Origin of the sequence: Lysinibacillus parviboronicapiens (genome assembly GCF_003049605.2) — a bacterium.
Taxonomy (GTDB): Bacteria; Bacillota; Bacilli; order Bacillales_A; family Planococcaceae; genus Lysinibacillus; species Lysinibacillus parviboronicapiens.
In genome coordinates this window covers 3,190,640-3,215,562 of record NZ_CP073713.1, presented here as the reverse complement: position 1 = coordinate 3,215,562, position 24,923 = coordinate 3,190,640, and the positions used below count along the sequence as shown (strand labels likewise).

Sequence of the window (24,923 nt, the reverse complement as noted above, 5' to 3'; positions counted from 1 at the left end):
TAAAAGAAAGGTGATTACTCATGTCTAAGAAAACAGAAGCAATAGAGGTTGTAAAAAGCACATTAAACAATTTTTTTGATGAAACTATGAATACAATAACCGCCGAAAAACAGCGTTATAGAAATTCTGAAAATAAAGTTATTGATGAAATTAAAGATTTATTAAAAAATGCGACATCTGCTACGCTTCATCTTAGAAATAAAGTAGATGATATTAAGGTGAATATTGAAGAATTATCAGAGCAGCAGCAAAAATTAGCACAAGATTTAGCGATAAAAGAAATTAAAGGCGATCATAAGAGAGCTGCTGAATTAGAAGAGGAATTAACGAATGTAACTGCAAAGAAAATGGCCGTTCAAATAAAACTAGACGTTTTAGCAAAACAAGAAACAGATATCAGTGTGGATGAAAAACAAAAACTCATAACATTAGTCAATTCATTTAATAATATTATGTTCGACTCTACACCTGTGCAAAAAGGGGTGGATATGTTAGATAGTTTAATTCAGCAGTTAACGTCTTATAAAGAACAAGTCTCACGTGAAAAGTACATGGCCACTCAACAACCAGATTTAGAAACTATACTAAAACGTGTGAATACTGATACTCAACTGGTGAATGCCATCGTTAATTATGAAGCTCGTCAATATATTAAAGAGACTAAACAACGCAAACTACACAATTATCCAGAAACCCGATTTGTAGCAATGTGGTTAAATGATGAGCAAAGTGGTACATTCACAGAATTCTGTCGGAAATACCATCACATAGTATCAAACCCAAGTAATGAATTAATCTATTATGTAAATCGAGATCTTCGACACAATGGTGATCGATACAAAATAGGTAATGTATTAACAACATATGATTTAAAACGATTTAAACCTGAAGATATCGAGAGTTTAGAAAAAAATGGCGCAATTAGCTCCGAAAAATAATCACAGGATCTCTTGTACGTCTTTGATTAATTTACCTTGGCAACTCTTCATGAGTGGTCTTTTATAAATGGTTAAGTGTGTCCAGGTTGTAGATAAATTTTATATATGGGTTTTCGATGCATAGGAAGCATGTACAGCGGTTTCGAATGTTAGGTGATAAAAATAATACTATTTAGGGTTTACAACGCCTCATAGAAAGCGGAATCAAGGGGAAATGCTTTGTGCATGGTTAGAGTAGGTTGAATAATTCAGTATGCGGTTTTTAACCGCCCATCAAATTTAAGGGGGGAGCTACGGACAAAATGTCTATTGACTGCTAAATTTTCAGCAGCGCACAAAAGATAAAAGCACCTATTCAATTGAGTAGATGCTTTTTTGTGTGGATATTCTTCTCTCTTTCTAACCTGAGTATTTCTGAAATTTCGACAACTGAAGTCTTACAAGCTTTTAAAGTATCTGGGAACAGGGAACTATATGCACAGGCAATTAAAGATGGCATTATTCAGGAATCGTACTTTAAGGATTTACAGAATAGTACAATGACGACTGTCCGTTTAATGGGCTTGTATATTACGATTCAACAAAGACGCAGTAAATAATATGAATGCCTAGATACTCATTAAAAGGTGAGTACCTAGGCTTTTTTTATTTCCAGAAATTACACTTGATAAAAAGAGAACGTCTATTCAAAAAATACAAACGAGTGTTCTTGTGAAGGGGAGTGTAGAAGGATGAAAGAACAATTAGTTAAAGCAATGCAATGTAATTAATATGTGTCGAGGTGACAGGGAGTACAACAAAACTTTAGAATGACATTTGCTCAAAGGAAATAGAAATTATAGGAGCATTCCTGAGCTTGATTTTAATGTCCATTTTGTATTTTCCTTGATAATAAGCAACCTTCTTTCAATTACAAATTAATTAGCCAATATAACTTATCGTCAATATCCTCCACCTCAATATCGGATGAATCTTTTTTATCATATAAATTTTCAAGATAACAATGTAGAATTCTTAATTTGGAATAAACACCAACTTTATCAGTAAGTAAATGTATACATGTTTTTGATTGTTCGAAATAAAGGTTCAATCCTACATCTATTTGATGAACACCTGAATTTTTTAATTCGGAATATGTTTTTAAATCAAGTTTAGGTATAGAGTTTTTTAATTTAATATTATATTGAGGTTTAAAATGATAAATTAACATGGCTTCAACTACATTAACTACTGTAGCATCAGTTATTTTTTCTCCCAATTTATCAGTAGTTTGCCAGTAAGAGTTCCCTAATAAAATGGAAGTCATTGAATCTGGGGTCATAACTGTATGCAACTTAGATTTTGTATGAAGCAATAATATTACCAACTCTTTATCTCTGTACTTCATATTATAATCTCTATATATTTTTAAGATCTTCTCGTGACTGTTTAATCTATCAAAGATATTTCTACCCCCACCAGTTTCAAGAGATTGCCCAATATACAAAATTTCGTACTCCTCACTTGTTTCCTCATTTTGATTCGATATATTTATTAGATCGTAAATAGAGATCTTCTTTTTTTGACTTAAGTTCGAACTATTGAAGTAATCAACATGATTTTTCTTAATGAATTCGATCCCATAATTAGTAATCCCTATTTCAATTGCAGTGCCGTAATCGCTGATATTAATATCAATGGAATTTTCCGGGATATCGAAAGGCAGTAGTATAATATTCGATATTCTAAAACTTTGGTTTAACTCTAAGCACTTATAGTTGACAATTAATTGTTGATTGATATACTGCGCATCTAATATTTGATATTTTTTTGCTAACATAACCATATAAATATTTGAATTTCCATATTGTGAATGCTGTTCACGAACATCTTCCAAATGCATGTATGGAAATATAAACTGTTCATCGAAAAAAATCTCGAGTAGTTTTTTCATAAAAAGTCCCACCCTTTTTTGATATACTTTAAGCGTAAAAAACCTGCTAAACTATTTTCATCGTACACTGAGATATTTCAGAGACCTCAGGTTTCCATACTATTTATTTTATATCCTTCGTTTTTCTTCTATTCTGAAGAATTACTATTTAGCCATATAAACAAATGACCAGGACTCACTTCAAAATGAGTGCCTGGTTTTGTTCTATATTTTTTTGTATTTGTTAGGATGGAATTGCTTATGTAACATATCTGAGCCAATAAAAATACAAAACGTCCCTAAAACTTTTAAAAGCATATTTTTGATTAATAAAGAATCGTCAATTGTTATGACTATAAACATAGGCCCAACCGCAATTAATATTAACCCTATTAACCCTTTTACAAGCCTCATATAAAACCTCCTAATTAAAAAGCCACTTATTTGAGTGAATTAATTTTTAACTAGGTTTTCTTCATAACAATATTTATACAATTCAGCTGTTACATAGCAATCGTGTAGTGCATCGTGTGATTTTAAATGATTCAATTTTAAGAAGCTTTTTAATGTAGATAATTTATGATTTTTTGTAAAGTCAATATGTTTACGAGATAAAGCTAAAGTATCTATAGCTTTAAATTTACGGTATTCGATTTTCTCTTTGTACATTGCACTTAGTAAAAATTTCATGTCGAATGAGGCATTATGTGCAACGATGACATCATCTTTTAAAAACTCAAGTAATTTTGGTAGTATTTCTTTAATTGAAGGGGCATCTTTAACATCATCGTTACTTATACCATTTATTTCTGTTGCGTCATAAGGAATTCGTTTAGAAGGCTTTACAAAGGTAACAAATTTTTCTTTTTCCTCAAAGTTCTCATATCGCACGGCAGCAACTTGAATAATTTCGTCCGTATTATTAGATAGACCTGTTGTTTCAAAATCTAAAACTATAAAATTTGGCACAAGTTTTCTTATTCTAGAATAGACAAGTTTGCTATCAGGAACGATGTTTAAATCCCTAAAACTGGTAACTTTCTGCGGTTGTTGTATAGTATTATTTGAATTCGGCTTTCCTCTAACAATTTCAATTTTAGTATTGTTAATTATATTATCAGCTATTTTTCGCTTTTCTTCCTCGATAATTTTTGTTTTTATTTCTTCCTCTGTCATATTAGGATTTTCATTATGTAATTCAACAATACGTTTTTCTATTGGTGTCATAGCAGAAGAATCGTTCATTCTTAACTTCACTGTATAATCTTTTCGTTCTGATTTTTGTTTTTCGATAGTAATATCAATTTTTTTCTTTTTAGAGAATAATTTTTTAAACCAATTCATTGTTTGTAGCCTCCCTTTATATTTCCATTTTAGGGAATTAGGAGTTGGAAGTACATACAAAAAATCAACTCTATTTATAAATCTGTGAAGGACAAATCGCATATAGAGCCTCCAGTGCCTTTTTACAATTGGTTGGAACAACCAAATATAAATCGCCTAAGATATAATGTGCGGAGGTAAAAAGCATATTAACTATTCAATTGGAGAAAATATTCCTAAATTAAATTTTAGGAGGATGAAATGAATAAATATTTTCTTATATTATTGTTATTAGGTTGTATATTAATTAGATCCATTAACGAAACGGTAGATGCGAAGTCAAGTGATTCACCACAACCTTTTGAAGAATTTTTCCCCGAAGGAGGATATAAAACTGTAGAATCTGCGATAAAAGATTTTGAACAACATTATAAAAAGGAACTTAAGCTGCCACTTAGAGTACCACCAATAAGTTTTACCCATCGTTTTGGTAGATTTAGTAACTTAGATGGAGATATAAATGATGCATTCGAGATAAAAATGATAAGTGATCAATTCCCTGAAAATCATTTTAAAATTGATGTTCGTCCAATTAAGCATAAAATATCATTCGAAAAGTATATTTTAGATGTATTTGAATTAAAAAATGGAAGTGATGCAGCATATATAGAAAATCCGAATTTTGGTTTTAATATGTTAGTCTTTGAAAGAGATAATTGGCAGTATGTGTTTAGTATTGATCAAGATGTTTCTGATAAAGTAACATCTGACGTACTTATTGATATAGCAAATTCTATTGATTATCCTAATGAAAAACTAACACTCCGTGACGGGTGGCAATAAATAGGATTGTCAAAACACTTACTTCGGTAGGTGTTTTTTAATTACTGGAATTAGATATATAATATTGGTAAATGATTGGAGGGGGAAAAAATGAATTTTGCTCATTTTATTAACGTCACAAAAACAGTATATCAACTTGCTTGCAATAGACGAACTTGCAGAAGCATTGAAGCAAGTAGAGAGCTAGAAAAGTATGTAAACCAGCTATCATTTGATGAAATAAAATTTATCCAAATTATTATGTATTTAGGGAGAGAAACAACAGATGAAGATCGATTGAAATATACTAATAGAGAATTATTTGAGAGTCAACAACGCTATCTTGAAAAGAAATCTTGGAGTATAAGAGAGCTTGAAGCTGACCATATCGTTGCTAAAATGCCCTTAGACGAGTATCTTGAAAAGGGGTTGGGGATAGCCGGGAATTTAAACATTCAATTAGATAGTTATAATGATTTAGATACTAAAAAGGACAATGTCAAAAAAGAGGAAGGAACCATTTTTATGTCAAGATATTCTCGAATTCAAACAATGGATGCTAATTTTGTAGATTCTTATTTAGCAAAGGGGTGGGAACTCATAGATACCACTAAAGAATTATCAAGTTTTGGAGAAACAACTATCACATATCATATGGGATACCCTATCAATTCTTATATTGCTGATTTAAAGGGGATAATTGAGAAGTATGAAGAATTGGGCTTATTTGAAGAGCTCAAAAAACGTTTATGCGAAAAAGAAGGGATAAAAATTCAAGGTTTAAGAGAAGAATCGTTTTATTTGGGGAATCATCCAAAAAATGAAACAGTAAATTTTTTAAATCATTATGTAAATGTATTAAAGAACAAAGAGGGCAATTATATATATGAAGCTCCTGTTAAAAAGAAAAAAGAAGAATCTAAAATAAATGAAAATGTACCTGTAATAGTAGATAAGGATAGTTTACCTTTTTAAATGAAATAGTTGAGATAAGTCACATCTTACTATAAGTGACTTTTTATTATAAAAGTTAGTTCTTGTAAAATTACTGATTAATCTTTCTGTAATTTACATCCATTTCTTATTTGATACAATTAATATTAGAGGAGGGATAATTATGGAACGTAAAAGTCCACAATCATTTATCATGAAAAAAGATGATTTAATACGATTAGGTGTAACTGTTGAGAAATTGTGTAAAGTATTAATTGAAAATGAATATGGTAAATATAGATTTGATGAAGATGATCCGTTTATGTTACCAGCAATTCTAGTAATTGATGGTATGCAGGATTGGCAAAAAAAGCATAATATAGGGTTAAGAATTAATGTAATTGGTGATGGTTACGATACATTTGAAATTTATAATTTAAAAGAATATCAAGATAAAATTGATAAAGCAATAATGTCGTTGAATTTATAAATAATGGATAATTAAATTAGTCGTTCATTTTTGAACGGCTTTTTATTATGCATTTAATATGAGTTGAGGAGGACAAAACCACAAGATTAGAGATCTACAGTACTGACAGTAACTATTACATTAAAAGTAGTATTTATAAGAGAATATTGTAAGGCTGTAGATCGATTAAATAATAAGTTGACTAAATCATTATCTGTGGAGGAAAAGTACACAGAGAGTGTTCTGTGCCTTTCTATATTTGGTTAAACGAGCGTGTAGGCCTTCTACAATTAATTGTGCAATGTGAACTAGCGATAGAAAATTGGTTGGAATGGTAAATTTGAAGTAATATTGAAAATAGAAAAACATTCTTAGAATAAGGAGAAATAAAAATGAAAGAAGTCTATTTTTCAGAGTACATTGATGAAGAAAATATTGTAATGGATCCACCGATATATAACGCTAATGAAGATACTTTACACCGGTATTCACTCACATTATCATTCAGAGACAGAAAAGGTGGGGGCCATGCAATAGTTATTTTAAAAAATCCGAGTAAAGCAGGTAAGGAAGATAATACAGGAAGAAGACTCTCTGACGATACAATTTATAAGGTATCTGACTACTTATACAAAAAGAAATCATATCAAAAAATAACAATCTTAAATTTATTTACTATAGTAAGTGGAATGACAGGTAATATTAGAGAACTAATAGGAACTTCGGATGAGCAAATACACAGAAATAAAAATAATAATGTTTTACTTCAGTTATTAGATGAAGATGTATTTAACGAAGAAAAAGATAGAATTTTTGCTGCTTGGGGAGACTACTCAAAATTACTAGAAAGTCAATATAAAAAACGTATTAGGGAAGTGCTTGGATTAATTGGGGATAAACCACTTTATCGTGTCGGTTCTATGGTGAATGGAACGAAATATCCAGGGCACGGTAAGTATTGGTATGACTATGAAGAAGTTTTACCATATCCACAGGATGCAGTTAGATAGAATATATAACACGCTTTTATAATTTATACATTTATAGGAAACTGCAACAATGCAGTTCCTTTTTATATCAACATTCTAAAACACATTTAACCCTTTCCGGTCTATGATATAGGTAAAATTAGAGGGTATTATATGAAATGTCTTGGATGCGAATCATCAAACATTATAGTAATTGACCAAAAAATTTATTAGGGAACCCGATGGAAGATTCGTTACTAAAACTAAAATTCAATGTAATGAGTGCTTTAGACGTTCTGATATAAAAACATATTAATCGTTTCTAGTCACATCCAACCAGGTGTGTTTTTTTGTAATGACAAAAACCAAGGTACTGTGGCCTTGGTCTTTTTTCGTTTTACAAGTATTAATTTAATACACAGTTTTTTTACTAAAACTTTTCGGAAATAAACTGTCCAATTGTTAATAGTGAACTAATCGAACCTAATGAGTTTAATAAAAAACTATGAAGTAATTTAGCCTTACCTTTATCTCTAGTCTGAATAGCCGTTTGTAATTCCTGGGCGTTGTAATTTGCTTGCTGCTTTTCATATGGACTAATTGTACTGTTATCTATAATTTTGAATAGTTCTTCAAAAACTTTATTGAGAGAGTCGTTAACCGTAATAATTTTGTTTTGTTTTACATTATCACCTAAAAGATTAACATTGTCTCCAAATGATGAATCTGTAATGTTTCCAATTTTTTTTGACATTAAATTTACCTCCTTGTTTCCCTGTAGAAGAAATACATTTTCAGCTTCAACTATAAACTTTTCACTTTGGGAATTATCCACTATTATTTTCTTTTCTATATCAGAAGGCATTAAGTCTGTGTATTCTTTCAAATCTATATGAAATTTTGATTCGATATAAGAAAGGGGGTGTGTTTCTAATGAGTTCATGTAAGTAGCGACATCTGAAAAATCATAATCTCTAAAGCAATTATTATAATAAAAATTCATATCGGCTGTATCTGAAATGTTCCATTTTTTTTCGTTATTTATTAACTTTTCTCTAGGTAAGTGTTCAAAAAATAAACTTTCATTATTTTCTTGTTTGTAATCTTCTTCAACATCTTCGGCCCATTTTAAAATTCGGTATAGCGCATACTCATGAAGTGGAGATATATCTCTTTCAAAGTTATCTCTACTCCATAATTCAATATTCCTAGCGGCAGAATCACATGTTTCTTTCTTAGTGTAATATATTGTTTCTGGAAATAAATCTGAAAAATCATCTCCGGAATCCCTTTTAACAATGAAATAATGTTTAATGATTGATGCAAGTGTATCTCTAGCTACTGCTTTTACATCTGGTTTTACATCATGATATATTGGTAACATTCCATGTTCCTCTCAAACCTATTATATTTAACTCATATATAGCTTCTTCCAATTCCTATTTTAGGGAATTATGTAATGGAAGTACACATAAATAACAGACAATTGTAATTAGTTATCGATTTTCCACATTGTATTAAATGTCCCACCGTAATGTCCTACCGTTGAAATGCTGAAATCCATTGGGAGAGTAAGCAAGGACATATAAATTTTATATCTTAATCATTTATTCTTTTAATCTTTTAAAACAAGCTCTTAATAATTAATATATATAATCAAGCAGCTGCAGAAATGTGGTTGCTTTTTATTATGGCCAAAAGAAAAACACTTTCAGCTGCTAAAGCCGAGAGTGTTTTTTTGTTTACTCTTTTTAATCAGGGGTGAATTCCAATAGATCAGATAGCTTACAATCAAAAACCTCGCATAGTGTGATAAGCGTTTTTAAGTTTGTTGACTTCATTTCTTCATCAGTTCCCTTGTATAACCGATTAATAGCATTTCTACTAAGCCCTGACTTCTCCATTAATTCTGAAATTCCATCAATACGATGTTCAGCCATTAAAATTCTTAAATTTGATTTTATAACCATTTATAAACCCCTTTCTAAGGTTAATTATAACACTTTTGATGATAAATAGTTTTAAAAAATATAAAAAAGTGACCTTGTAAGGTTAAAAATTAACTTTACATTAACTTTTCGGAGTGATATATTAACCTTGTAGAGTTAATCGTGATAAAAAAGCAGTGTGGATTTAACCATCAAAGGTTAGTCGGTGAATGGACAAGAAATAGCCGACATGCTGCAGTAACAGAAAGGGGGGAGGAATCATGTGTAAACAAGCATTGAAAACCATCTCACAACGAAATGAGTACATCCACAATAAAATGATTCAACTGGACGAGGTAAAAGACGCTCGAAAGCATACACACCGTTTAGCGCGTATTATGAAATACCACAAGTTATTAACTGATGAGGAAGTTTCATTTATGAGACAGAAATTGAAACAAGCGTTTAAATAGCAAACTGGGTTAGAAAGTGAGGTGAAAACAATGGCAGCGTTCGAATATTTAGCACAATATGAAACATTCAATTCTGTACAAGAAATGGATCAGCATATTGAGCAGCATATCCAGCAACATTACTATGACCTGACCGAATCAGAGCGTGCCATTGTTTATAAACTCGCTTCGCATGCACTTAATTATCCTGGGGCATGCCACTTAAAAGCTTCCACAATTGCGGACAGCATAGAGATCAGCACGAAAACTATATACCGCGCCATTAAGAAATTAGAATCACTAGGCATCATCAAAAAGGAAATAACTATGAAAGAAAAAGGTGGACGCGGTGCAAATATATATATTATTTTGCCCAGTCATTCTGAAACATGTGGGAGCCGTAAGGAGACTTTCGAGGAATGTGAGGTAGTTTCATTACAAGAAGCATATAACGCGGCTAATGCTGAAAAAGAAGTATGCAAAGAATTTATGAATGAATATCAAGTGATGTTGTATGATTTTATGCATTCGTTACCTCTTCCAGATAACTTTAAAGAAGAGCTGCATAAAGTGGTACTAGCATCCAATGTAAGTAACATTCAGGAATTCATAATGGCCAAGAACATCATTTTTAAAATGGCTAACGATATTAAAGATGGTGTGCTGATGGTCACTAAAACAATACGTGCCATATTTGTAGGGGCTCATAAGAAGGCATTACAACGCAAAGATAAGCACCCCACAATAAATACATCATCTATAGGTGAAAAACCTGTAAATGTGCATACAGTGCCTTTCTACAACTGGCTAACTGATAAAGACGGACCAACAGAAGTATTTTAATATGAAGGAAGTGAGGACACATGAAAGTAACAGCTAAAGAATGGCGTGTCATGTCTGACCACAATAAACAATTACTTTTAAAAGCAGTAGCAAACAAATAATGTATATCATATTTAGAAGGGAAATGATGAACATGGAACAAAATTCACAACACTTGACTAATTATTTTGCGATTGGAGATTTAGTAGCAGAGGTCTCTATCGCATTAGAGAAGGCGCGAATTACTCAACAAGAACTTATTGATGGTTACTTTAGTAAATGGCAACCAACAAAGAAGAAAGATGATCTTTATCTTGCCGCTCATGATTTTGAGCGTTATGATGTATTCGCGCGAATCGTAGAAGATTATATGTTTGAAATTACAAAGAAAGTTACAGAGTTAGAAGGAAAGTTAAAAGCATATGAAAGCTTTTCAAAGAATGAAATGGGAGATTAGTAATTGTTTATGTTTTATGAATGTAATAGGATTCTATATAGCAGAAAACATAAAGTGAAAATATTTTATATAAAATCTATATAAGGTAAGATATTATTGAATTGTAAAATTTCTTTTTATAATTAAGAAGGGGGAAAGGGTATGTATTATGAAGAATACTTACCAGAGTTAAATAGGACAGCTGAAAAGTTTAGAGATAAAGCCCAAAAGAAGTTAAAATATTGTACTACCTGTCAACCGTATGATGGTGGTGAATATATTTGGATAATGGGAAATAAAACTTCAATCGATGAAATTTTTGATGATATAAATTGTCCTGAAAAATATCGTGAAGATATCGCTGAACACCTACATTGTCCAAACTGCGGTAAATCTGGGTTTGAACAGTATGAAGTGGCTGGTACAGAAGATTTACATGTCTTAGAGGAAGAAAGAAAAATTAAATCAATTTATACTCGTTTTGAAAAAAAACTAATTGATTTTCGATCTCATTTAGAAAAATTACCTTCCCTAGCATTAGCCCATCCACTAGGAAGAAAAATACATAAGGAGATTATTAACAACAATGTAAAAACTATATCTATTAAACAAACTAATTGGTCTAGAGCTAGACTAGTTACTCATTCTAAGGTATTTGAACAAACTGATATGACCGCACCTGAAGTTGGCCTATCCTCTGGTGGTAGATTTCATCATCAGGGTCAAAGTGTTTTATATCTAGCTGAGGATGATGAACTTGCAATGATTGAAACTTTAGATAATCCAAATAATCCTTCTTTAATTTGGATTCAAAAGTACATTCAAGAATTAGAATTAACTGGGATATTGGATTTAAGAAATGATTGGGATACGTTAAGTGATGATCATAATGAAGTTATTCAAGCACTTTTAGCTTTCCGTTATATATTCGAAAAAGTTGAAGATAGATCTAGTAAATGGAGACCACAATATTTTTTAACTACTTTTATAGCTGATTGCGCGAGAGAAGCAGGATTTAATGGGATTTTATATACTTCAAGTCGTTCTTATGGAAACAACCTCGTCTTATTTAATCCAAATTCTACCGCTGTACATCCGATAGATAAGCCTAAAGTATTTATATATGAACCAAAGAAAAGTTTATTTGAAGATCCAGACGATTTAACTAGGTTTTTTTAAAGATGAAAGACCACTCGTTAGTGAGTGGTCCAGTCTAGTTCCTTGGTAGATGGTTTTAATTTAAGATTTTAAAAAATTTAAAGCAAAAGCTCATAATCTTTTTACTCACCTATTCCTGTACACACGCCTGCCTAATTTTAATTAGCCCCAATCTAGCCCCACTTAGCCCCAAAACAATACAATTTTATGCTTTACTTTGCATTATTAAAAATACATTTAGAAGGTATAAAGCTTTAAAATAAAGGGATTACAACCCAGTATCTATTGAGTTTGCAATGAAGTAAAACTACAGATTCAAATTATTAGTATTATGTGCATATAGAAGAAAGGGGTAGTTCGTGATGAACTACCCCTTTTTTATGCAAAGAATGATGCAGTCAATTTTAATAGATAATGTGTGCTTTTTATTCTATATTTGCAAATAAAGCGAGATCAGACTTATGTCCAATCATCACTAATAAATCTTCCTCTTCGATAATTTGTTCAGGAGATGGAGAAATGATGATTGTTCCTTTTCGCACGATGGCGATGGCACTAACATTGTATTTAGCCCGAATGTCCAAATCACGTAAGTTTTTTCCAGCCATCTTAGAAGGAATCATAATTTCTTCTACACTATATTCCTTAGACAATTCAATATAATTTAACATATTGGGAGAGAGGAGCTGATTAGCCACCCGTTCACCCATATCTCTCTCTGGGTAAATAATCCAGTCAGCTCCGACTTTGTCTAACACTTGCCCGTGTCTTTTTCCTAGAGCTTTTGCAATTACTTTTTTAATACCAAGTTCTTTGAGTAATGAAACGGTCAATATACTAGATTGCATATCGTTACCAATAGCGACGATGACACAATCAAAATTTGTAATTCCTATGGAGGTTAATGCCTTTTCTTCAGTGGTATCAGCTACGACTGCATGTGTCACAAAGAATTCAGCATCCTCGACCCTTTCTTCATTCACATCAATACCTAGAACTTCCTGTCCTGCTTCGTGTAATCTCCGTGCTACACTTGTTCCAAATCTTCCTAAACCGATTACAGCATATTGTTTTATGGTCATAATAGTCAGCTCCTTGCATGTAATTAACCAATCATGATATTTCCTTTTGGATGTCGATAAGCTTGTGATTTTCTCCGTTTTGTAATAGCGAAAGCAATGGTTAATGGCCCTAATCTACCTGCAAACATGGTAAATATGATGAGTATTCGACCAAATGGAGTTAGTTCAGGAGTTAACCCCATAGAAAGTCCAACTGTACCGAATGCTGAAGTTGCTTCAAATAAATACAGGATAAAGTTGTGACCTTGTTCTGTAATACTGAGTATTATGGTGACAAGTACAACAATCATCATCCCACACATGGTTACAGTCAGTGCTTTTAGAATCGTTTCAACTACAATTCTACGTCTAAATAAGACCACATCTTCTTTTCCTCTAATTTGTGACCAGAGCGTGGCAACTAAAACAGCAAAGGTTGTAATTTTAATTCCCCCTGCCGTAGAACCAGAACCTCCTCCGATAAACATGAGCAAAATTATTAAAAATAACGTGGAATGAGTTAAATCACCGATAGAAAGAGTATTTGATCCAGCCGTTCTTGGCGTAACTGCCTGGTAAAACGAACCTAATATTTTCCCCCATTCAGATAAAGGACCAATTGTCTTGTTATTATCGTATTCGAACAAGAAGATTAACAGTGTAGCTCCTACGGTTAAAACAGTCGTCGTAAACAAAACAATCTTCGAATGCACTGATAAACGTCGCGTATCGCGATATTCATACAATTCATTCATAACGATAAAGCCTAACCCACCAATGGTAATAAGGGCACAAATAGTCAAAACGACAAACGGGTCATCAACATAAGCAGTCAGACCTTGAAAACCTCCCATTAAATCAAAGCCAGCATTATTAAAGTTGGATATTGAGTGGAAGAAGCCGAAATAAATAGCTGTAGCTAATTCCATATCAAATGAAAAGCGAATGGATAAAATAATCCCACCCATTACTTCAATAACAACAGTGAAAATAATTATTCTCTTAACCAATTTTACAAGTCCAGCTATTGAGATGTTATTAAACGCCTCTTTTAACAGTAGTCTTTCTTTTAATGAAATCTTTTTTCCTAATAGTAAAAATAAAAATGTTGCAAATGTCATAAACCCTAAGCCACCTATTTGAATAAGGGCTAAAATAACTAACTCACCAAACGTAGAAAAAGTGTCACCGGTGTCTACAACGATTAGACCCGTTACACATGTTGCAGAGGTAGCTGTGAACAAAGCATTTAAAAATGACAGACCTTTTCCGTCTTCAGTAGCTATAGGAAGCATTAGTAAGAGTGCCCCGATAATAATAATCGTTGCAAAGCCTAGCACAAGAACTTTCGGCGGATTAAGAAAATCTTTAATTTTTTTCATGATGATCTCCTCATGAATGGACAGTAAAACACAGATATCCACTCTATAATCTGTAAACTTAATATTATTTATTTGTTTATAGGCATAAGAAAAAGACCATTGTCTATGTATGTTAGAGTGCTGGATAATTTAGGCGTCACAAATAAGCAATCTAAATACTGGTGGTCTTCATGACCTCCTTCGCTTTAGCCGACGAAGTTAGCTGACGGGTAGGATGGCGAAAGAGTTTCTCATCCCTTCTACAATTTGCAGAATTAACCCCAAAAAATTGGTTCCTCCGTTCCCAATACTGAGATTAGGCAGATATGAAATTGAATGAGATTATTCTACGCCCATTTTCTATTTTTTGTAAACCCCTTATTTTTAGGTAAAGCATATGTATTTATTGTTGTCCAAATGCTAACTATAAATTCTCGAAAATAATTCGAATTCTTTCTATTGACCATTATTAGACAATACGATATAATTCTTTAGTACACAACAGTTGGTTATTTGCCTATTTGTGTATTGACGTGTGTTCGGAGGGAGGGAAAGAGAGATGTCAAAAACTGTCGTTCGCAAAAACGAATCGCTTGAAGATGCTCTTCGCCGCTTCAAACGTACTGTATCAAAAAGTGGTACAATTCAAGAAGTTAGAAAGCGCGAGTTCTACGAAAAACCTAGCGTAAAACGTAAAAAGAAATCAGAAGCTGCACGTAAACGTAAGTGGTAATTTAATTTCCCATTAAAAATCCCTACGTTCATAACACGCAATTTTATGGTTCACTGAGCAGACAATGATATACCTGAAATTAATCATACTTATGGTTAATTTCAGGTATTTTACATGTTGCTCTATTTTGCGGTACATATTGCTGAAGCCGAATGAAGTCATCTTTGATTTCATTCGGCTTTTTATGTATCATATTCGAGCGTTTGCTAAGACTTTGAATGAAAAACCTTTAAAAGGTAATGAATCGCCGTAGCGCTTATGGTTCATTGCGGAAGTATTTTGGATATCGAAAGGAATTGGAAAACACCCCACAGAGTAAAGTTTCACTGTATAATAAAATGAAAGGAATTGTGAAACTTTTTACAAGGTCATTCGTATATAAGAAGAGAAGCATGTTAGAAGGGAGGGAAAAAGATGCGAAAAAGGAGGATCCTTAGCTATTTGATGGTCATATGGATGACTTTTTTGTTAGCGTTTCCATTGACATCTGCTTTTGCGAGTAGCAAGGTATACCATGTGCCTATTCATGATGAAGTCGAACGAGGACTTCACGCATTTTTAGAACGAGCATTTAAAGAGGCAGAGGATAATTATGCGGAAGCAATTATACTAGACATACATACGCCTGGTGGATTCGTCAATGCAGCAAGTGACATCGCCATGCTTATGGATGCCACATCGATTCGCACGATTGCTTACATTAATAAAGATGCGCATTCAGCAGGTGCTTTTTTAGCCTTGCATGCAGATGAAATCTATATGGTGCCAAATGGAACAATTGGAGCAGCGGCGGTCATTGACTCAGCAGGAAATGCGGCAGATTATAAGGCTCATAGTGCATGGCTAGCACAAATGCAAGCGGCAGCAGAAACGTCTAATCGTAATCCTAAATATGCCCTAGCAATGGCGGATTCATCTATTGATTTACCGGAATTCCGAGCAGGCGGCAAAAATTTATTAACATTATCGGCATCTGAGGCGCGGGAAGTAGGCTATTCCGAAGGTACTGTATCGAATTTTCAAGAACTACTAGCCGATACTAATTTAAAGGGTAGTGACATTGTATCAATTGAACCGACTTTTGCAGAAAAAATTGCTCGTTTTATTACAAATCCAATCATAGTACCAATTTTACTATCGATTGCAAGTTTAGGACTTGTCATGGAGCTGTATTCGCCAGGTTTCGGTGTTCCGGGTATAATGGGATTATCGTCTCTAGGGTTATTTTTCTTCGGTCATATGGTGGCAGGTTTTGCGGGCTATGAAACATTACTGTTGTTTATTGCTGGATTAGCACTTGTCATTGCGGAGTTTTTTGTCCCCGGAGGCATTGTTGGTATTTTAGGTGGTGTGCTTATATTACTTAGTTTGTTACTGGCTGGTGCAAACATGATGCAAATGGTTGTGGCAATTTTCATTGCACTCGTAGTAGCAATAATAGGAATGGTGATCCTGATGAAATTTTTCGGAAAAAAAATGCATGTTTTAAACAAGCTTGTCCTGATGGATGCGACAACAACGGAAGAAGGTTATGTGTCCAATGTTAATCGCATTGAGTTGCTTGGGAAGGTGGGGAAAACGATGACACCACTCCGTCCTTCAGGTACGATGCAATTTGGCAGTGAACGTATTGATGTAGTATCAGAAGGTGGCTACGTTGATGCAAGTAAGTATGTAGAAATCATTAAAGTAGAAGGCTCACGTGTTGTCGTGAGACCAACAAACAAAGAGATGGAGGAATTATAAATGGGATTTGATTTAGCTCTAATTGGGCCAGTGGTCGGGCTAGTTTTACTATTCATTGTACTAGCGGTATTCTTTACCTTTGTACCAGTGGCACTATGGATTTCTGCTTTAGCAGCAGGTGTCCGTGTTAGTATTTTCACATTAATCGGGATGCGTTTACGTCGTGTAATTCCGTCACGAATTGTTAATCCGTTAATTAAAGCACATAAAGCAGGCTTACCTGTTACGATTAATCAACTAGAAAGTCACTATTTAGCAGGCGGTAATGTTGACCGTGTTGTCAATGCGTTAATTGCAGCGCATCGAGCAAATATTGAGTTATCTTTTGAGCGCTGTGCAGCCATTGATTTAGCAGGTCGTGATGTATTAGAAGCGGTACAAATGTCGGTTAACCCGAAAGTTATTGAAACGCCATTTATTTCAGGTGTGGCGATGAACGGTATCGAAGTTAAAGCAAAAGCACGTATTACAGTGCGTGCCAATATCGAACGTTTAGTCGGTGGTGCTGGTGAGGAAACAATTGTTGCCCGTGTTGGTGAAGGGATTGTATCGACAATTGGTTCTGCTACACATCATACAGAAGTATTAGAAAATCCAGATATGATTTCACAAACTGTACTTTCAAAAGGTTTAGACTCTGGAACAGCGTTTGAAATCTTGTCGATTGATATTGCGGATGTTGATATCGGTAAAAATATCGGTGCTGAATTACAAATCGAGCAAGCACAAGCAGATAAAAACATTGCCCAAGCGAAGGCTGAGGAACGTCGTGCAATGGCCGTGGCAAACGAACAAGAGATGATTGCTCGCGTTCAAGAGATGAAGGCGAAAGTAGTAGAAGCAGAGGCTGAGGTGCCACAAGCGATGGCGGAAGCTCTACGCTCTGGTAATCTTGGTATTATGGATTACATGAACTACCGTAATATACAAGCTGATACGGCTATGCGTGACTCCATTTCCAAGGTGAGCTCGGATAAATCAGAGACAAATGAACCAAACGCATAAAATACGGAAAGGAGCAGTACTAACAAATGGAACAATTAATAATATTTGCGATCATTGCCATAGTCAGCTCTCTTTTCGGTAAATCAAAAAACAACAAAGAACAAAAACAAATGCCGCCCTTTAATAAGGAAGAGCAGCCGCAACCTCATGTCATTATAGAGACAGATGAGCCAAAACCACAACGTCCAACTGTCAAAACACAAAACTTTGAAGATTTCGCACGTGAGTTTTTAGGGAATAGGAATGCGGAAAAACCTAAAGTGGAAGCCCGTGAGACACGTGTTAAACGAATAGAAGAAAAAGTGATGGAGCAAATGCCAAGCTATGTGGCGCCACCACTGATTCCGACTGAGCCATTAAGTCGCACAAGTGATCGTCCAAGTCTAGGGCGATTGGCTGCTGGTAAAACTACAGGTGTACATGTAGCGACGACAAATAAGGATTTTCTGTTACCAAATTCTAAAAAAGCATTAATGCAGGCTGTGGTGATGGCAGAAGTTTTAGGCCCACCGAAAGCAAAAAGAAAATAACTAGCATGTCCTCCTTTTTTGGCGCATATATTGCCGAAGAAGGAGGCATTTTTATGAAAAAATTATTTCAATTAACGCCACTACTTGAATTATCACAGTTTGAAACATTAAAAATCATCGGCCCATATCGTTTTTTACATGCAGATGCTACATCATGTGCGTTCATCTATGCAGATTATCATATTACTGTGCGCGGAAAATCCGTGGATATAAACGCTATTAAAGAAGAAATGCTTCATCTTTCAATTGATGATTTACAAGAGCTACATGTAAAAATGACAAAAGATATGGGTGTGAGCGACAATGTGGAATAATCGGCCAATCATCATACGTATAAAGCGTCATGAAAATGTTCATCCTTTTATTCAAACATTGCATGCACAACATGTCCCGTTAAAACGTGTAGTCTTTCGGGAACAAGAAGTCATATTTGAAACAAATATGCGTTATCTATCTAAGATTCGTCGCAGTCGTAGCCGTTACCGACTAAAAATGACTGTACATTATGCAGATGAACTTCATGTATTTCGAGCGCAGCTTTGGACATTGCTCGGCTTATTTATAATGATATTAATACCACTATTCTGTGCGCAGGTAGTCTGGCGCGTTGATATTGAGGCAGCTTCTCCTGAATTACAACAGCAGGTAGAAAAAACATTCAAAGAGACTTTCAAAATGGAAACACCTATGTCTAAAAAAGGACTACCAACAGATGCAATCATCCGGCAAGAGCTGTTAGAAAAGCATCGAGAGCTAGCATGGGTGCATATTGAAAAACATGGCGGTCGTGTAATTCTACGGCCACAAGAATCTCCTAAGCAAGCCGAGCAGACGAATGAAAAATTAGCAACACACTTGGTGGCTACGAAAAGTGGCGTTATAACACACTTTAATATTCAAAACGGCGAACGAAAAATTTCGGTAAATGATACAGCCTATGACGGCGATGTCCTTGTAAGTGGAGTTATTGAAAGTGGGGATGATCACGTCTTTGTCGGTGCAAAAGGAGAGGTTTTTGCAGATTATTGGCTTGAATGTACATTTAAAATTCCGACTAAGCTAACGATGGAAACGCTACAACAGAAACAGTGGCGTGTATTAGTAAAGGGCATTCATAGCGAAGAAGTTGACTATGTTCAAAAAAAAGAATTACCAAATTGGTTGGATCCATACGTTTCAATTGTTGAGGAGCAACAAACCAAAAAGATGGAAGTAGTACTGGATGAATCGAAAGTAGATTCACTCCTTATTCCATTACTCCATGAAAAAATGTTACGATCACTACCCGCTAAAACGGTTATCAAAAAAGAAAACCTTTTACAGGCGAAGTGGGGGAATGGTACAGTTGAAGGGAAAGTTCTATTTTTAGTCAATGAAAACATTGCAAGTCCAATACATGGCCCACAAGGAGAATGATTATGTCTGAACATTTAACTGTATTACAAGTGGATAATCCAAACGAAGCGGTGATGCTACTCGGTATTTCCGATGCTAATATGAAATTAATTGAAGAGGCACTACATGTCCATATAATTACTCGTGGTGAACAAATTCAACTTGCTGGTGAAGAAGACGCAAAGGAACAAGCGACTTTTCTTTTACAGGCACTCTTAAAAGTCATTCGTAAAAGCATTAACATTGATCAGCGTGATGTAGCGACAGCAATCGAAATGACACAAAAAGGTACAATTGAATATTTTGCAGAACTCTACGATGAAGAAATTGCGCGCACGACGAAGGGCAAACCAATTCGTGCGAAAACAATTGGTCAGCGAGAATACATACAAGCGATTCGTCACAAAGACGTTGTTTTCGGTATTGGGCCAGCAGGTACAGGTAAAACGTACCTAGCGGTGGTAATGGCTACACAAGCATTAAAAAATGGACATGTAAAGCGTATTATTTTAACGCGTCCTGCTGTAGAAGCAGGAGAGTCTCTGGGCTTTCTTCCAGGGGACTTAAAAGAAAAGGTAGATCCCTATTTACGCCCTCTGTATGATGCGTTAAATGACATTTATGGCTCGGAGCAAACGCAACGTCTTATTGAGCGGGGCACCATTGAAATTGCACCGTTAGCCTATATGCGTGGACGTACATTGGATGACGCCTTTGTTATTTTAGATGAAGCGCAAAATACAACGCATCCGCAAATGAAAATGTTTTTAACACGTTTAGGCTTCGGCTCAAAAATGGTTATCACAGGTGATAAAACGCAAATCGACTTACCGAAAAATACTGACTCTGGTTTGATTGTGGCAGAACGTACGTTAAAGTATGTCAAATCAATCCACTTCCAAATTTTAGAACAAGGCGATGTTGTTCGCCACCCAGTAGTAGCAAAAATCATTCAAGCCTACGAAGAACAGCAACTTTAGAATTGCGCACAAGCGCAATTCTAAAGTCTGCCCCGAAAGTGAAGAAAAACGAAACGGCAGGGGCAACAAGGTAATAAAGCGCGCACAAGCGCAATTCTAAAGTCTGCCCCGAAAGTGAAGAAAAACGAAACGGCAGGGGCAACAAGGTAATAAAGCGCACAAGCGCAATTCTAAAGTCTGCCCCGAAAGTGAAGAAAAACGAAACGGCAGGGGCAACAAGGTAATAAAGCGCGCACAAGCGCAATTCTAAAGTCTGCCCCGAAAGTGAAGAAAAACGAAACGGCAGGGGCAACAAGGTAATAAAGCGCACAAGCGCAATTCTAAAGTCTGCCCCGAAAGTGAAGAAAAACGAAACGGCAGGGGCAACAAGGTAATAAAGCGCACAAGCGCAATTCTAAAGTCTGCCCCGATATGAGTACAACGAAGTCTGCGCGAAAGGTGAAGCCGGTAGCAACAGTTGGTTTTAAGTACCGCAAGCGAAGGCGGCAGGTACAGCGCAATTTGTGCAAAGGGTGAACCTGACTACAACAAAGGATTAGTACCCACAGTAAAGTGACAAATCGTGACAGTAGACACATGTTTCAATGAGAATATAGTTATATTTTGGGAAAAATTGTGACAGCTATGCAAATTTGTATAGCTGTTTTTTGCTTTCTTATACATTTTTCGAGAAAAATGTTTTTTGAATTGGTATGATAGAAGATAGATAGAGGAGGTGCCAGATGGAGAAACAACTTCGAAAAATTACCGAGCTTATTGGTTTTCGCTATTTTTTGATTACTGTTCTCATCTTAACAGGAGCCCTACAGTTTGCATTTATGTATGGCAATGTTAAAGGTGTTACATATGATTTTAAACCCTTACAGCTTGCACCAGAAACTGTTCGATCTACTAAAACAATCGAAGATACAGTTAAGACACAACAAGAGCGAGAAAAAGCAGCAGACGCAGTAACGCCCGTCTATCAGTTTTCAGAGGACGTCGCGAAACAACGCGCCGCTATTGTGACGTCTTTATTTGACTATGTCCTTGAAGTCAAGAAGGATGTTGACAGCAGTGAAAAACCTGTTGCTATTGTTGACCAGGTGGCGCAGCTCCGAAAAAAAGTAGAATCCATTGATGTTGACCAAATGTCTGTATCCTTTACAGATGCACAGCTAGAAAGTTTACTAGTGCAAAGTGATACAGATTTAAAGAGAACGAGTACAATGCTATCAAAGCTTGTGCAGGACTTTTTACAAAAATCAATACGTACGGAAAATGTGCTAGCTGCTCAAAATGATGTGGAAACAAAAATTCGTGGGCAGCGTGGTTATCCCGATAAAATATTAAGTGCTGTCGTTCTAATCGGGCGTGCAAGTATTATTGAAAATGAAACGATAAACGAAGAGCAAACAAAAGTTAGAATCGAGCAAGCGAAAGAATCAATTGAACCTACCCGTATTTTACAAGGACAAATAATTGTTCAGGAAGGCCAAATAATCGATACGGAGGCTTACCGGCAACTGGAACTTCTTGGGATGGTAAGCAATAAAGCTTCTATGAAACCTATTGCAGGGCTGATAATATTAACGTTCCTGCAGTTGATATTCATGTATATTTTATTTGAACGCTGGGAAACAGATGAGCAAAAAAAGCGCAATGCACTACTTGTTACCGTGATTGTCTATAGTTTATCTATTCTCTTAATGAAGTTCATTAGCTTAGTCGCGGATGGTTTTGATGTGACCGTCGCATTTTTATTCCCGACGGCATTAGCGACAATGCTTGTACGTTTGCTGGCAGACGATCGGGCTGCGGTACTAATCACAGTTATGACAGCCGCTTCAGCAGGGGTTGTTTTCCAAGAAGGCTATTCATCAGTGATGCAAATGGAAATCACACTGTATATTATCTTTGGTGGCTTTGCGAGCCTATTCTTTATGCGTAGTGTTGAAAAACGCTCGCATATTTTACAAGCAGTCGGCGTCATTTCACTTGTAAATATGGCTTTTATTGCATTTTATTTACTCATGACACAGTCGTCCTATGGTCTTTCTGAGCTAATGTTTTACTTTATTGCCGGAATATTATCTGCCCTACTTTCAGGTGCGCTCACAATGGGCTTATTACCATTCTTTGAATCAGCCTTTAGCTTATTATCGACATTGCGTTTGATTGAACTGTCCAATCCCAATCATCCGTTACTGAAAAAGTTACTCATGGAAACGCCAGGAACATATCATCATAGTGTAATGGTTGCAAACTTAGCCGAGGCTGCCTGTGAAGAAATAGGTGCGGATGGCTTACTTGCGCGTGTTGGCTGTTATTATCATGATATCGGGAAAACGAAAAGACCTGCTTTTTTCATCGAAAATCAAATGTCTGGTATTAACCCACATGATTCGATGCCGTCAGAAACAAGTGCTGAAATTATTATTGCACATACGACGGATGGCGCAGAGATGTTAAAACGCTACAAAATGCCACAAGAAATTATTGATATTGCCTTGCAACATCATGGGACGAGTTTGTTAAAGTTCTTCCTATATAAAGCGAAGGAAGAGGGCAAAGTAATTGATGAAGCAAAGTTCCGCTACCCAGGTCCGAAGCCACAAACAAAGGAAGCGGCAGTTATTAGTGTTGCTGATAGTGTTGAAGCGGCTGTTCGTTCAATGAAGGAACCGAATGCAGAAAAAATTCACAAGCTTGTGAAGGCAATTATTGATGATCGTGTACAGGACAATCAGTTTGATGAATGCGATATTTCAATAAAAGAGTTAAAATGTATAGAGCGAGTACTTTGTGAAACATTGAATGGAATTTTCCACTCACGAATCGAATACCCAAAGGCAGATAAGTAGGAGGATCTATGATTTTAACAATTGATTTTACAGATGAAACAAACGAAGTAACTGCAGAACATATGGAGCTGGTGGAAAAGCTTTTACAGCATGCAGCAAAAACTGAAAACATTGAACCGGAAACAGAAGTGTCGGTTACATTTGTGACAAATGAAGCTATACGTGAAATAAATCGAGAATACCGTGATAAGGACCAAGCGACAGATGTAATTTCGTTTGCATTAGAAGAATTAGGAGAGAGCGAAATGGAAGTAACGTTTGAAGGGATGCCGCGAATTTTAGGGGATATCATTATTTCAACGGATCGTACGAAAGAGCAGGCTGAAGAATACGGTCATACGTTCGAACGCGAATTAGGCTTTTTAGCGGTGCATGGCTTCTTGCATCTACTTGGTTATGATCATATGGTACCTGAAGATGAAAAAGTGATGTTCGGGAAGCAAGATGAGATTTTACAGTCTTACGGCTTAGGACGTGACTAAATGGATGGGCGTAAATATATTCGCTCGTTCGTCTATGCCTTTCAAGGCATCCTAACAGCATGCGAGGAGCAAAATTTCCAATCGCATGTGCTGAGTGCGGGAATTGTCTTGATTGTTGGCTATTTTACTGGTTTATCACGTGTAGAATGGTTCATTGTGTTATTATTAATAGCACTGATGTTTGCTCTTGAAATGATAAATACTGCCATTGAACGAGTGGTGGATTTGGCGTCACCAGCTATTCATCCTCTTGCTAAGCAAGCAAAGGATTTAGCAGCAGGTGCAGTGCTTGTATTTGCTATATTCAGTGCTATAATCGGATTACTAATCTTTATACCGAAATGGTTTTAACTTCATTCCGTATTGAAAGAAACACAGGCGAAGCGACAGGACGGCGCTTCGCCTGTGTGACCCACATCAAGTGGAAAAAAGCTTCGACAATGGGCATGAATGTTGAGAAGGTCTGATTAGATGTTAGCGATAAAGTATGGAGATGCATACAACGCGTTTAACAAACAAGCCACATACTAGTGTCAATCTGCACTTTATTGCTTTATTGGAAGCGCGGTGTCAGTTACTAGTATGTCGAGGCAAAATTGATTTATATGTAGAGGAGAATTAGCGTA

Annotated in this window: 28 protein-coding genes and 1 riboswitch; of the genes, 20 read left to right on the top strand and 8 right to left on the bottom strand. The window is 35.3% G+C overall.

Annotated elements, in window-relative coordinates:
- Positions 1 to 20: 20 nt before the first annotated feature.
- The gene (locus C9J31_RS15500) at positions 21 to 938 is read left to right on the top strand and encodes a hypothetical protein (protein WP_107950285.1); all 918 of its coding nucleotides are present in this window, start codon (positions 21 to 23) and stop codon (positions 936 to 938) included.
- 377 nt (positions 939 to 1,315) lie between these two features.
- Positions 1,316 to 1,537, top strand: a complete 222-nt coding sequence (locus tag C9J31_RS15495; RefSeq protein ID WP_107950283.1) for a hypothetical protein — start codon at positions 1,316 to 1,318, stop codon at positions 1,535 to 1,537.
- Between the two features lie 311 nt (positions 1,538 to 1,848).
- Here the strand turns inward: C9J31_RS15495 and C9J31_RS15490 are convergent, their stop codons facing one another.
- The 3 genes from C9J31_RS15490 to C9J31_RS15480 form a co-directional block, all read right to left on the bottom strand.
- Positions 1,849 to 2,871, bottom strand: coding sequence for a hypothetical protein (locus C9J31_RS15490; protein WP_107950282.1), 1,023 nt, complete (start codon positions 2,869 to 2,871; stop codon positions 1,849 to 1,851).
- Positions 2,872 to 3,075: 204 nt separating this feature from the next.
- Positions 3,076 to 3,264: a hypothetical protein gene (locus C9J31_RS15485; protein WP_107950280.1), complete on the bottom strand. Its 189-nt coding sequence runs from the start codon at positions 3,262 to 3,264 to the stop codon at positions 3,076 to 3,078.
- A gap of 39 nt (positions 3,265 to 3,303) precedes the next feature.
- Complete coding sequence (locus tag C9J31_RS15480) at positions 3,304 to 4,194, bottom strand: 3'-5' exonuclease (protein ID WP_193767093.1); 891 nt, start codon at positions 4,192 to 4,194, stop codon at positions 3,304 to 3,306.
- Positions 4,195 to 4,434: 240 nt separating this feature from the next.
- On the opposite strand from C9J31_RS15480, the gene C9J31_RS15475 reads away from it, so the two are divergent.
- The 4 genes from C9J31_RS15475 (at position 4,435) to C9J31_RS15460 (ending at position 7,407) form a co-directional block, all read left to right on the top strand.
- On the top strand, positions 4,435 to 5,016 hold the full coding sequence (locus tag C9J31_RS15475) for a hypothetical protein (RefSeq protein ID WP_107950276.1): 582 nt from the start codon (positions 4,435 to 4,437) through the stop codon (positions 5,014 to 5,016).
- Positions 5,017 to 5,106: 90 nt separating this feature from the next.
- The gene (locus tag C9J31_RS15470) at positions 5,107 to 5,970 is read left to right on the top strand and encodes a DUF3775 domain-containing protein (RefSeq protein ID WP_107950274.1); all 864 of its coding nucleotides are present in this window, start codon (positions 5,107 to 5,109) and stop codon (positions 5,968 to 5,970) included.
- Positions 5,971 to 6,112: 142 nt separating this feature from the next.
- A complete protein-coding gene (locus tag C9J31_RS15465; protein ID WP_107950273.1) occupies positions 6,113 to 6,418 on the top strand; it encodes a hypothetical protein in 306 nt (101 codons plus the stop codon).
- Positions 6,419 to 6,789: 371 nt separating this feature from the next.
- The gene (locus C9J31_RS15460) at positions 6,790 to 7,407 is read left to right on the top strand and encodes a DUF1643 domain-containing protein (RefSeq protein WP_107950270.1); all 618 of its coding nucleotides are present in this window, start codon (positions 6,790 to 6,792) and stop codon (positions 7,405 to 7,407) included.
- 388 nt (positions 7,408 to 7,795) lie between these two features.
- On the opposite strand, the gene C9J31_RS15455 is transcribed toward C9J31_RS15460, so the two are convergent.
- Positions 7,796 to 8,749 (bottom strand): hypothetical protein, encoded by a 954-nt coding sequence (locus C9J31_RS15455; protein ID WP_107950268.1) that lies wholly within the window; start codon positions 8,747 to 8,749, stop codon positions 7,796 to 7,798.
- Positions 8,750 to 9,116: 367 nt separating this feature from the next.
- On the bottom strand, positions 9,117 to 9,335 hold the full coding sequence (locus C9J31_RS15450; protein ID WP_107950266.1) for a helix-turn-helix domain-containing protein: 219 nt from the start codon (positions 9,333 to 9,335) through the stop codon (positions 9,117 to 9,119).
- 239 nt (positions 9,336 to 9,574) lie between these two features.
- Here C9J31_RS15450 and C9J31_RS15445 point away from each other — a divergent pair, with 239 nt between their 5' ends.
- The 4 genes from C9J31_RS15445 (at position 9,575) to C9J31_RS15430 (ending at position 12,182) form a co-directional block, all read left to right on the top strand.
- Positions 9,575 to 9,766, top strand: coding sequence for a hypothetical protein (locus tag C9J31_RS15445; RefSeq protein WP_107950265.1), 192 nt, complete (start codon positions 9,575 to 9,577; stop codon positions 9,764 to 9,766).
- A 30-nt stretch (positions 9,767 to 9,796) separates the two neighbouring features.
- Positions 9,797 to 10,588 (top strand): helix-turn-helix domain-containing protein, encoded by a 792-nt coding sequence (locus tag C9J31_RS15440; protein ID WP_107950263.1) that lies wholly within the window; start codon positions 9,797 to 9,799, stop codon positions 10,586 to 10,588.
- Positions 10,589 to 10,721: 133 nt separating this feature from the next.
- Entirely contained in the window at positions 10,722 to 11,024 is a 303-nt protein-coding gene (locus C9J31_RS15435) for a hypothetical protein (protein ID WP_153062793.1), read from the top strand.
- A gap of 141 nt (positions 11,025 to 11,165) precedes the next feature.
- Positions 11,166 to 12,182, top strand: coding sequence for an RES family NAD+ phosphorylase (locus C9J31_RS15430; protein ID WP_107950259.1), 1,017 nt, complete (start codon positions 11,166 to 11,168; stop codon positions 12,180 to 12,182).
- Between the two features lie 404 nt (positions 12,183 to 12,586).
- On the opposite strand, the gene C9J31_RS15425 is transcribed toward C9J31_RS15430, so the two are convergent.
- Positions 12,587 to 13,243, bottom strand: a complete 657-nt coding sequence (locus tag C9J31_RS15425) for a potassium channel family protein (protein ID WP_107926681.1) — start codon at positions 13,241 to 13,243, stop codon at positions 12,587 to 12,589.
- Between the two features lie 23 nt (positions 13,244 to 13,266).
- On the bottom strand, positions 13,267 to 14,604 hold the full coding sequence (locus tag C9J31_RS15420; protein WP_107926663.1) for a TrkH family potassium uptake protein: 1,338 nt from the start codon (positions 14,602 to 14,604) through the stop codon (positions 13,267 to 13,269).
- Between the two features lie 172 nt (positions 14,605 to 14,776).
- Positions 14,777 to 14,916: riboswitch (cyclic di-AMP (ydaO/yuaA leader) on the bottom strand.
- A 226-nt stretch (positions 14,917 to 15,142) separates the two neighbouring features.
- Between C9J31_RS15420 and rpsU the strand changes: the two genes are divergently transcribed.
- From rpsU to C9J31_RS15385, 7 genes are all read left to right on the top strand, one after another.
- On the top strand, positions 15,143 to 15,316 hold the full coding sequence (gene rpsU, locus C9J31_RS15415; protein WP_004227078.1) for a 30S ribosomal protein S21: 174 nt from the start codon (positions 15,143 to 15,145) through the stop codon (positions 15,314 to 15,316).
- A 414-nt stretch (positions 15,317 to 15,730) separates the two neighbouring features.
- Complete coding sequence (locus tag C9J31_RS15410) at positions 15,731 to 17,062, top strand: NfeD family protein (RefSeq protein ID WP_107950257.1); 1,332 nt, start codon at positions 15,731 to 15,733, stop codon at positions 17,060 to 17,062.
- Positions 17,063 to 18,067, top strand: a complete 1,005-nt coding sequence (gene floA / locus C9J31_RS15405) for a flotillin-like protein FloA (protein ID WP_054768188.1) — start codon at positions 17,063 to 17,065, stop codon at positions 18,065 to 18,067. It abuts the gene before it with no gap.
- A 26-nt stretch (positions 18,068 to 18,093) separates the two neighbouring features.
- Positions 18,094 to 18,597 carry a hypothetical protein gene (locus C9J31_RS15400; protein ID WP_107950255.1) on the top strand — a complete coding sequence of 168 codons (504 nt, stop codon included), beginning with the start codon at positions 18,094 to 18,096 and terminating at the stop codon, positions 18,595 to 18,597.
- Positions 18,598 to 18,650: 53 nt separating this feature from the next.
- Positions 18,651 to 18,911 (top strand): hypothetical protein, encoded by a 261-nt coding sequence (locus C9J31_RS15395; RefSeq protein WP_107926667.1) that lies wholly within the window; start codon positions 18,651 to 18,653, stop codon positions 18,909 to 18,911.
- The gene (locus C9J31_RS15390) at positions 18,901 to 20,013 is read left to right on the top strand and encodes a sporulation protein YqfD (protein WP_107926669.1); all 1,113 of its coding nucleotides are present in this window, start codon (positions 18,901 to 18,903) and stop codon (positions 20,011 to 20,013) included. Before C9J31_RS15395 ends, C9J31_RS15390 begins: the two co-directional genes overlap by 11 nt.
- Positions 20,014 to 20,015: 2 nt before the next feature.
- A complete protein-coding gene (locus C9J31_RS15385) occupies positions 20,016 to 20,972 on the top strand; it encodes a PhoH family protein (RefSeq protein WP_107950254.1) in 957 nt (318 codons plus the stop codon).
- Here C9J31_RS15385 and C9J31_RS15380 read toward each other — a convergent pair.
- Positions 20,941 to 21,282, bottom strand: a complete 342-nt coding sequence (locus tag C9J31_RS15380) for a hypothetical protein (protein ID WP_211634921.1) — start codon at positions 21,280 to 21,282, stop codon at positions 20,941 to 20,943. The genes C9J31_RS15385 and C9J31_RS15380 overlap by 32 nt on opposite strands.
- A gap of 412 nt (positions 21,283 to 21,694) precedes the next feature.
- Between C9J31_RS15380 and C9J31_RS15375 the strand changes: the two genes are divergently transcribed.
- Genes C9J31_RS15375 through C9J31_RS15365 form a run of 3 tightly spaced genes read left to right on the top strand, consistent with a single transcriptional unit; the run spans position 21,695 to position 24,648 of the window.
- On the top strand, positions 21,695 to 23,815 hold the full coding sequence (locus C9J31_RS15375; RefSeq protein ID WP_107950252.1) for an HD family phosphohydrolase: 2,121 nt from the start codon (positions 21,695 to 21,697) through the stop codon (positions 23,813 to 23,815).
- A gap of 8 nt (positions 23,816 to 23,823) precedes the next feature.
- Complete coding sequence (gene ybeY / locus C9J31_RS15370; RefSeq protein ID WP_107950250.1) at positions 23,824 to 24,297, top strand: rRNA maturation RNase YbeY; 474 nt, start codon at positions 23,824 to 23,826, stop codon at positions 24,295 to 24,297.
- Complete coding sequence (locus tag C9J31_RS15365; protein ID WP_054768193.1) at positions 24,298 to 24,648, top strand: diacylglycerol kinase family protein; 351 nt, start codon at positions 24,298 to 24,300, stop codon at positions 24,646 to 24,648.
- Positions 24,649 to 24,923: the final 275 nt, after the last annotated feature.

Bases quoted from the DNA above. Each gene is read 5' to 3' on its own strand.
- C9J31_RS15500 (WP_107950285.1), top strand. From the start codon at position 21: ATGTCTAAGAAAACAGAAGCAATAGAGGTTGTAAAAAGCACATTAAAC.
- C9J31_RS15490 (WP_107950282.1), bottom strand. From the start codon at position 2,871: ATGAAAAAACTACTCGAGATTTTTTTCGATGAACAGTTTATATTTCCA.
- C9J31_RS15485 (WP_107950280.1), bottom strand. From the start codon at position 3,264: ATGAGGCTTGTAAAAGGGTTAATAGGGTTAATATTAATTGCGGTTGGG.
- C9J31_RS15480 (WP_193767093.1), bottom strand. From the start codon at position 4,194: ATGAATTGGTTTAAAAAATTATTCTCTAAAAAGAAAAAAATTGATATT.
- C9J31_RS15475 (WP_107950276.1), top strand. From the start codon at position 4,435: ATGAATAAATATTTTCTTATATTATTGTTATTAGGTTGTATATTAATT.
- C9J31_RS15470 (WP_107950274.1), top strand. From the start codon at position 5,107: ATGAATTTTGCTCATTTTATTAACGTCACAAAAACAGTATATCAACTT.
- C9J31_RS15465 (WP_107950273.1), top strand. From the start codon at position 6,113: ATGGAACGTAAAAGTCCACAATCATTTATCATGAAAAAAGATGATTTA.
- C9J31_RS15460 (WP_107950270.1), top strand. From the start codon at position 6,790: ATGAAAGAAGTCTATTTTTCAGAGTACATTGATGAAGAAAATATTGTA.
- C9J31_RS15455 (WP_107950268.1), bottom strand. From the start codon at position 8,749: ATGTTACCAATATATCATGATGTAAAACCAGATGTAAAAGCAGTAGCT.
- C9J31_RS15450 (WP_107950266.1), bottom strand. From the start codon at position 9,335: ATGGTTATAAAATCAAATTTAAGAATTTTAATGGCTGAACATCGTATT.
- C9J31_RS15445 (WP_107950265.1), top strand. From the start codon at position 9,575: ATGTGTAAACAAGCATTGAAAACCATCTCACAACGAAATGAGTACATC.
- C9J31_RS15440 (WP_107950263.1), top strand. From the start codon at position 9,797: ATGGCAGCGTTCGAATATTTAGCACAATATGAAACATTCAATTCTGTA.
- C9J31_RS15435 (WP_153062793.1), top strand. From the start codon at position 10,722: ATGGAACAAAATTCACAACACTTGACTAATTATTTTGCGATTGGAGAT.
- C9J31_RS15430 (WP_107950259.1), top strand. From the start codon at position 11,166: ATGTATTATGAAGAATACTTACCAGAGTTAAATAGGACAGCTGAAAAG.
- C9J31_RS15425 (WP_107926681.1), bottom strand. From the start codon at position 13,243: ATGACCATAAAACAATATGCTGTAATCGGTTTAGGAAGATTTGGAACA.
- C9J31_RS15420 (WP_107926663.1), bottom strand. From the start codon at position 14,604: ATGAAAAAAATTAAAGATTTTCTTAATCCGCCGAAAGTTCTTGTGCTA.
- rpsU (WP_004227078.1), top strand. From the start codon at position 15,143: ATGTCAAAAACTGTCGTTCGCAAAAACGAATCGCTTGAAGATGCTCTT.
- C9J31_RS15410 (WP_107950257.1), top strand. From the start codon at position 15,731: ATGCGAAAAAGGAGGATCCTTAGCTATTTGATGGTCATATGGATGACT.
- floA (WP_054768188.1), top strand. From the start codon at position 17,063: ATGGGATTTGATTTAGCTCTAATTGGGCCAGTGGTCGGGCTAGTTTTA.
- C9J31_RS15400 (WP_107950255.1), top strand. From the start codon at position 18,094: ATGGAACAATTAATAATATTTGCGATCATTGCCATAGTCAGCTCTCTT.
- C9J31_RS15395 (WP_107926667.1), top strand. From the start codon at position 18,651: ATGAAAAAATTATTTCAATTAACGCCACTACTTGAATTATCACAGTTT.
- C9J31_RS15390 (WP_107926669.1), top strand. From the start codon at position 18,901: ATGTGGAATAATCGGCCAATCATCATACGTATAAAGCGTCATGAAAAT.
- C9J31_RS15385 (WP_107950254.1), top strand. From the start codon at position 20,016: ATGTCTGAACATTTAACTGTATTACAAGTGGATAATCCAAACGAAGCG.
- C9J31_RS15375 (WP_107950252.1), top strand. From the start codon at position 21,695: ATGGAGAAACAACTTCGAAAAATTACCGAGCTTATTGGTTTTCGCTAT.
- ybeY (WP_107950250.1), top strand. From the start codon at position 23,824: ATGATTTTAACAATTGATTTTACAGATGAAACAAACGAAGTAACTGCA.
- C9J31_RS15365 (WP_054768193.1), top strand. From the start codon at position 24,298: ATGGATGGGCGTAAATATATTCGCTCGTTCGTCTATGCCTTTCAAGGC.